Origin of the sequence: Gelidibacter sp. (assembly GCF_035577925.1) — a bacterium.
GTDB lineage: Bacteria > Bacteroidota > Bacteroidia > Flavobacteriales > Flavobacteriaceae > Gelidibacter.
In genome coordinates this window covers 1-7,232 of the sequence record NZ_DATJCY010000164.1, presented here as the reverse complement: position 1 = coordinate 7,232, position 7,232 = coordinate 1, and the positions used below count along the sequence as shown (strand labels likewise).

Genomic DNA, 7,232 nt, shown 5'->3' with positions numbered 1-7,232 from the left:
TTTTGGGGTATTACTCTCCCATGGCTGCCGCAACGGATGCCGACAATCTTTTATAGGTTCCGTTTTCTAAACGTGTTCTAATTGCATCAAACGCATCTAAGGTTTCATGGATATCTTGCAGATCATGCGTAGCTGTTGGAATCATTCTTAATAAAATCAATCCTTTCGGAATTACTGGATAAACTACGATAGAGCAGAAAATTCCGTGGTTTTCACGCAAATCTTTTACCAAAGCCATAGCTTCCGGGATACTTCCTTTTAGATATACTGGCGTCACACAACTTTGAGTGGTACCAATATCAAAACCACGCTCTTTAAGTCCAGATTGTAGCGCATTGGTGTTTTCCCAAAGTTTAGCTTTCAGCTCTGGCATTGTTTTTAGCATTTCCAAACGTTTGCGCGCACCAACTACCAATTGCATTTGTAACGACTTGGCAAACATTTGTGAACGCAGGTTGTACTTTAAATAATCGATAACTTCCTGATCGGCTGCAATAAAAGCACCAGTACTTGCTATTGATTTTGCAAATGTGGCAAAATACACGTCAATTCCGTCTTGAACGCCTTGCTCCTCACCTGCTCCTGCACCTGTTTTTCCAAGGGTTCCAAAACCGTGGGCATCATCAACCAAAAATCTAAACTTAAATTTTTTCTTAAGTTCTACAATTTCTTTTAAGCGTCCTTGTTCACCACGCATTCCAAACACACCCTCAGAAATCACTAAAATTCCTCCGCCTGTTTGTTCTGCCATTTTGGTAGCACGCTCTAGGTTTTTCTCTAAACTTTCAACATCGTTATGCTTGTAGGTAAAACGTTTTCCCATGTGTAAACGAACACCGTCAATAATACAAGCGTGGGCATCAACATCATACACAATAATATCATCCTTACCTACCAAGGCATCGATGGTTGAAACCATACCCTGATATCCAAAATTTAATAGGTAGGCCGCTTCTTTACTTACAAATTCTGCTAATTCCTTTTGCAACAACTCGTGCATATCAGTATGACCGGACATCATTCGAGCACCCATTGGGTATGCCGAACCATAATCGGCCGCTGCTTGGGCATCAACTTTTCTGACTTCAGGATGATTTGCCAATCCTAAGTAATCATTGATACTCCAAGTAATAACGTCCTGCCCGCGAAATTTCATGCGGTTAGAGATTTGACCTTCCAGTTTAGGAAATACAAAATAACCTTCAGCTTGTGAAGCCCATTTACCAAGAGGTCCTTTATCTCTGTAAATTCTGTCAAATAAGTCTTTCATGTAATCTTAATGTTTTTCGACGTAAACCGCCATTTCATTCAACCTTAATTTTGGTTCAAATGCCATGCGCTATCATCTTCAAATTAGCTTAATTAGTTTGGGCAAAATTAACTAAATATCTGCTCATTGCATAATTTAGTTATAAACTGATGTTTATAAGATTTTGTCCATAAAAAATCCCACAACATTGTTTTATGTTATAGGATTATAGTATTGTAATTCATTTATTTAATGTACTGAATTGTCTCTAGAGTCGATGACTTTTCACTATCAAAAAAGCCCTGGTCTTCCATCCACTTATCACTATAAACTTTACTCATGTAGCGAGATCCATGGTCTGGAAAGATGACAACTACGTTATCGCCTGGCTTAAATTCGCCGGCTTCATTCAATTGTTTGATGGCTTGCATTGCTGCACCACTGGTATAACCAACAAATAGTCCTTCTACTCGCGAAATTTCACGAGCGGTATGTGCACTTTCTTCATCGGTAACTTTTACGAACATATCTATCACATCAAAATCGGTGGCTGCAGGGATCAAGTTTTTTCCTAAACCTTCAATACGGTATGGGTAGATTTCATCTTTATCGAACTCACGGGTTTCATGATATTTTTTTAAAACCGAACCATAGGCATCTACACCAATGATCTTGACGTTTGGATTTTGTTCTTTCAGATATTTTGCCGTTCCAGAAATCGTTCCTCCTGTACCGCTACAAGCTACCAAATGGGTGATCTTGCCTTTGGTTTGATTCCAAATTTCAGGTCCTGTAGAATAGTAATGTGCATCAATATTTAATTGATTAAAATATTGATTGATATAAATGGAACCTTTTGTTTCTTCATGCAGACGCTTTGCAACTTCATAATATGATCTAGGATCATCGGCACTTACATGTGCAGGGCAAACATATACCTGCGCACCCATGGCTTTTAGCATGTCAATTTTATCAGCCGAAGACTTTGAGCTTACAGCAAGAATACACTTATAACCTTTAATAATGCTTACCATAGCAATGCTAAACCCTGTATTGCCAGAGGTCGTTTCAATAATGGTGTCGCCTGGAGATAATAAGCCTTGTCTTTCCGCTTCTTCAATAATGTGTAATGCAATTCGGTCTTTGGATGAGTGACCTGGATTGAAGGCCTCGACTTTGGCATAAAAATTACCGTCACAATGAGCCGTCATCTTGTTCAATTTGATAAGAGGGGTATTGCCTATTAGTTCCAATACATTATCAAATACTTGAATGTTTTCTTTCATACGTGTTTATTATTCTTTTCAATAGAACGTATGGATCGCAAATTTAAAACGTAATTGATTATTTATACATTATAAAACCTGTGATTTCATAAATACTATTTACGATTACAATTTATAAAAATGTAATCTCAAACTGGGCAAAAGTACGAGATTTTTTTTAATTAGACATAAATATTCTCTAAGTCTAACAAAAATGCATACTCTTCGGCGTCTTCTTTTAAGGCTTCAAACCTACCGGATGCTCCCCCATGACCAGCTTTCATATTTGTTTTTAAAAGCAATTTATTGGTATCGGTTTTAGTCGCGCGCAATTTAGCCGTCCATTTTGCTGGTTCCCAATATTGAACTTGCGAATCGTGCAATCCTGTGGTAATCAAAATATGTGGGTAATCTTGTTTTTTGACATTATCATAAGGCGAATAGGATTTCATGTAATCATAATATGTTTTGTCGTTTGGATTTCCCCATTCGTCATATTCCCCCGTGGTCAAAGGTATCGAATCATCTAGCATGGTAGTCAATACATCTACAAAAGGAACCGCAGCGATAACTCCATGATACAACTCTGGGGCTTCGTTAATAACTGCACCGATCAACAATCCTCCAGCACTTCCACCCAAAGCATATAAATGTTTTGGAGACGTATAATTTTCTGAAATCAAAAATTTAGAACAAGCTATAAAATCTGTAAACGTATTTTTCTTTTGGAGCAATTTTCCATTTTCATACCACATACGTCCCAAATATTCACCCCCTCTAACATGAGCAATGGCATAAATAAATCCACGATCCAATAAACTTAAACGAATACTTGAAAAGTACGGATCAATCGTATGTCCGTATGAACCATAAGCATATAAAAGCACTGGATTTGAACCATTTTTGGTAATTCCCTTTTTATAAACCATAGAAAGTGGCACTTTAGTTCCGTCAGTTGCTGTTGCCCAAAGTCGTTCGGATATATAATTGTCTTTATCAAAACTAGGATCTAAAACCTCTTGTTCTTTTAAGATGGTTTTTTCTTTTGTAACCATATTAAAATCGATGGTCGATGACGGTGTGGTCATAGAATTATAACCATAGCGCAATATATCTGTATCAAAATCGACATTAATGGACGTGTAAGCCGTATAGGTTTCATTATCAAAAGGCAAATAATAATCTTCGCTCCCATCCCATCTTTTAATCCGGATTTGATTAAGTCCGTTGGTACGTTCACTGATCACCAAAAAATCCTTAAAAATGTCGATATCTTCAAGCAATACATCTTCTCTATGCGGAATGACATCGGTCCAATGCTCCATGGTTGTCTGGTGCTCAAATGTTTTCATCAACTTAAAATTGAGGGCATCATCGGCATTTGTAACAATATAAAACTGATCATCATAATGTGAAATACTATATTCCAAACCTCTAATACGCTCTTGAAAGACCAAAAACTCCTCATCTGGCGTATCAGCATTCAAGATATAATATTCGTTGGTTAACGTGCTATAACAGGCGATAATCAAATATTTTTTAGACTTCGATTTGTAAACAGCTACGCCAAAAGTTTCATCATCTTCGTGAAAAACCAAACTATCTTCAGTTGAAGCACTTCCCAATTTATGCTTAAAAACTTTGTCGGAACGCAGGGTTTGTTCATCTTTTACAGTATAGAACAACGTTTTATTGTCGTTTGCCCAAGTGGCAGATCCTGTAGTATTTTCGATACTATCTAAAAAAACTTTGTCATCAATTAAACTCTTAATTTGCAACGTGTAATTGCGCCGTCCAACAGTATCAATTCCAAAGGCAATCATGCTGTTGTCTGGACTTACATTTAAGCCAGTCAATTTAAAATAGTCATGACCTTTAGCCATCTCATTGCAGTCAAACAACAACTCTTCGGGATTTTCAAGCGTGTCTTTTTTTCTGAAATAAATAGGATAATCTTTTCCTGTTTCAAATTTAACAAGATACCAATAACCATTATATTTATAAGGAACCGACTCATCGTCTTCCTTGATGCGGGCTTTCATTTCTTCGAAAAGTGAATTTTCAAAATCTTTATACTTTGAAGTCACCGCATCAAAATATTCATTTTCGGCATTGAGATAATCGAGTGTATCCTGACTTTCCCGATCATTTAGCCAGAAATAATCATCTTGACGTTCATCATTGTGCGCTTTTAGAATTTTAGGAATAATTTTTGCTTTTGGGGGCTCAATCTTTCGTGACATCATACATGTTTTTTAATACAGATTGCAAAAGTAATATATTAAATAGAGATAGGTCTCCTTAAAAAACAAAGGAGATAAACAAAATGATTGAAAGTTTAGTCTTAGTAAATTTTTTTACATAAATTAATAAAAAACGCAATTATATCGTTATAAACACATTTACTTGGCTAATATCCAATTATTTAGAAAAAAATGTCTTCCGTTCTGAAAATCTATTTTTTAATTTTAAAATTGGATTAACCAATCTAAATAAAAGATAAAAAAACTGCTGATTATTGAAAATTGGAACCAATATTTTGTAGTTAATCCTATTATAATCTTTTCCCAAAAATGAATCTAAAGGATATGCTTTGATACTCTTCATTTTTTCCAAACTAAGTTTCACTTCTTCGATGCTCATAGTAGAAGAAAGCATACGTATCATAGAAAAAAACACGATAGATTGTTGTTTTGATTTAATGCGTAAAATACAATCAGAGTTAGCTGATTTTCCTTCCAAACGTTTGACAATAGGATCAAATATGAAAGCAGCATTTAGCATATCTCTAATGAGTTTGAGATAATGAGTGGGCTCTTTTTTCGTTAGTATACTTCCTGGGGTTATTCGATAACGGTATGCATCAATTTTAAGATGAGCTATTCTTTCTGCTTTCAAAAAAGTTTCTAATGTAAAAGCAGCATCTTCCAAAAATCGACCAATAGGAAACTTGTGGCCAATACTATTTAGGTATTCTCTATTGGTAATATATAAACATGCTTCATTACGATAAGCATAGTAAGCTACATAATCCTCACCTGATACTACTGGCGACAACATTTTGTCATTTAAAAAACTATCCCCTTCAAATGCTATATCATCTGAGGGTAAGGTTGAAAATGTTGTGCATAAAAATGTTAAAACATTTAAGTTGTGTCGTTCACAAGTGTCAACTAGCACATTCAAACTGTTGGAAACTAGGTAGTCATCAGAATCTATAAAATAAATATACTTCCCTTTAGCGTGGTCTATGCCACAATTTCGTGCACTGCTAAGCCCTCCATTTTCTTTATTAATAACGTGAATATGCTTATGCTTTTTAGCATATTTTCCTACAATTTCCATACTCCCATCAGGAGTTCCATCATTAACTACAATTATCTCATATTCGTTTTCATCAAGACCTTGGTCGAGCACACTGTCTAAACATTTAGCAACGTATTTTTCAACATTATAGACAGGAATAATTACACTTAATTTCATATTTAATAAAACACTTTCTATTTGATTACAAAACCTATCCTACCAATTGGGAAGTACATTTTAGTGATGAATATAGACTAAATTATATAATGACATTTATCCTTGTCCCATAAACTCGACAATATGCACAAATAACACCATTAAACTATTCGATAATTAAGATCTATAATAAAATTCATACAAATTGTATTCTGTGTGGCAAACAAACTGACATCCAAAATAAAAACAAATTTTTCAAGCATTTCATGCGTGAAATTTAAGGACTTTTTAACCACCTATACTCTTCGATTTATTTTATATAATTCAATTTTTCTTTTCTTAATTTTGTGACTTAACATAAAATCTAAAAAATATGTTTGGAGATATGATGGGTATGATGAACAAACTCAAAGAAACCCAAAGGAAAGTTGAAGAAACCAAAAACCGATTGAATCATGTTTTGATTGATGAACAAAGCACTGACGGAAAATTAAAAGTATCCCTAACTGCAAATCGAACGATAAAATCAATTGCCGTTGCTGACGAATTATTGCAGGACAAAGAAATGCTTGAAGACTATCTCATATTGACACTTAATAAAGCCATTGAAAGAGCAACTCAAATCAATGAAGCTGAATTGGCGGCTGTTGCCAAAGATGGTATGCCAAATATTCCGGGATTGGATTTGTTTAAATAGTAAAGCAATTATTAAGGATGTCCAATGAACTGTGTCACAAAATTAATTTTATCATATAAAAATGTAAATTAGTCTGATGAACAGAAACAACAAGAAAAGCGGATTCGATTTCGAAAGTATCAAAGAGCAAGCCATGGTCGATATTTATCAAGGAAAGAAAACGGGCGGTCCAGATGGGATCTTTGCACCACTTTAAAATACTTTCTTTAGACCGTGCTAGAAGGAGAATTAGAAAATCATTTAGAAGAGGAAAAGGCATAAAAAATTAGTGGTATTGAAAAGTCCCAAACGGAATAATTATATATTTGGATTAATAAACATTTCGAAAAAGGGGAAGTCTATATGATCTTGATAGCTATCAAAATTCAATGAACGCACATGTTCCATGTGACTTTTCAATTTTATAATCTCTGGTCGTTTCCCTTTTACCCTTGCTTTTACTTCGTCCCAATTGTTAATCGATACTTTGCTTTTTAAGGAAATTTCAGTTCTGCGACCGTTTACTATAATCCATGCATAAACAGTGGCAGTCTCATCTTTTTTTTTCTTGGGTAACCGT

The 7,232-nt window shown here is 34.9% G+C and carries 5 protein-coding genes and 2 pseudogenes; 2 read left to right on the top strand and 5 right to left on the bottom strand.

Going from position 1 to position 7,232, the window contains the following annotated elements; translation table 11 throughout:
• Positions 1–10: 10 nt before the first annotated feature.
• From VNJ50_RS05805 to VNJ50_RS05790, 4 genes are all read right to left on the bottom strand, one after another.
• On the bottom strand, positions 11–1,270 hold the full coding sequence (locus VNJ50_RS05805) for an aminotransferase class I/II-fold pyridoxal phosphate-dependent enzyme (protein WP_325579924.1): 1,260 nt from the start codon (positions 1,268–1,270) through the stop codon (positions 11–13).
• Between the two features lie 224 nt (positions 1,271–1,494).
• A complete protein-coding gene (locus VNJ50_RS05800; RefSeq protein ID WP_325579922.1) occupies positions 1,495–2,535 on the bottom strand; it encodes a cysteine synthase family protein in 1,041 nt (346 codons plus the stop codon).
• 161 nt (positions 2,536–2,696) lie between these two features.
• A complete protein-coding gene (locus VNJ50_RS05795) occupies positions 2,697–4,757 on the bottom strand; it encodes a S9 family peptidase (protein ID WP_325579920.1) in 2,061 nt (686 codons plus the stop codon).
• Between the two features lie 178 nt (positions 4,758–4,935).
• Entirely contained in the window at positions 4,936–5,997 is a 1,062-nt protein-coding gene (locus VNJ50_RS05790; RefSeq protein ID WP_325579918.1) for a glycosyltransferase, read from the bottom strand.
• Between the two features lie 352 nt (positions 5,998–6,349).
• Between VNJ50_RS05790 and VNJ50_RS05785 the strand changes: the two genes are divergently transcribed.
• Positions 6,350–6,673, top strand: a complete 324-nt coding sequence (locus VNJ50_RS05785) for a YbaB/EbfC family nucleoid-associated protein (protein WP_325579916.1) — start codon at positions 6,350–6,352, stop codon at positions 6,671–6,673.
• 76 nt (positions 6,674–6,749) lie between these two features.
• Positions 6,750–6,880 (top strand): annotated as a pseudogene (locus VNJ50_RS15685) (IS256 family transposase); the annotation flags it as partial.
• A 90-nt stretch (positions 6,881–6,970) separates the two neighbouring features.
• On the opposite strand, the pseudogene VNJ50_RS05780 reads toward VNJ50_RS15685, so the two are convergent.
• Positions 6,971–7,232 (bottom strand): annotated as a pseudogene (locus tag VNJ50_RS05780) (Arm DNA-binding domain-containing protein); the annotation flags it as partial.

Bases quoted from the DNA above. Each gene is read 5' to 3' on its own strand.
- VNJ50_RS05805 (WP_325579924.1), bottom strand. From the start codon at position 1,270: ATGAAAGACTTATTTGACAGAATTTACAGAGATAAAGGACCTCTTGGT.
- VNJ50_RS05800 (WP_325579922.1), bottom strand. From the start codon at position 2,535: ATGAAAGAAAACATTCAAGTATTTGATAATGTATTGGAACTAATAGGC.
- VNJ50_RS05795 (WP_325579920.1), bottom strand. From the start codon at position 4,757: ATGTCACGAAAGATTGAGCCCCCAAAAGCAAAAATTATTCCTAAAATT.
- VNJ50_RS05790 (WP_325579918.1), bottom strand. From the start codon at position 5,997: ATGAAATTAAGTGTAATTATTCCTGTCTATAATGTTGAAAAATACGTT.
- VNJ50_RS05785 (WP_325579916.1), top strand. From the start codon at position 6,350: ATGTTTGGAGATATGATGGGTATGATGAACAAACTCAAAGAAACCCAA.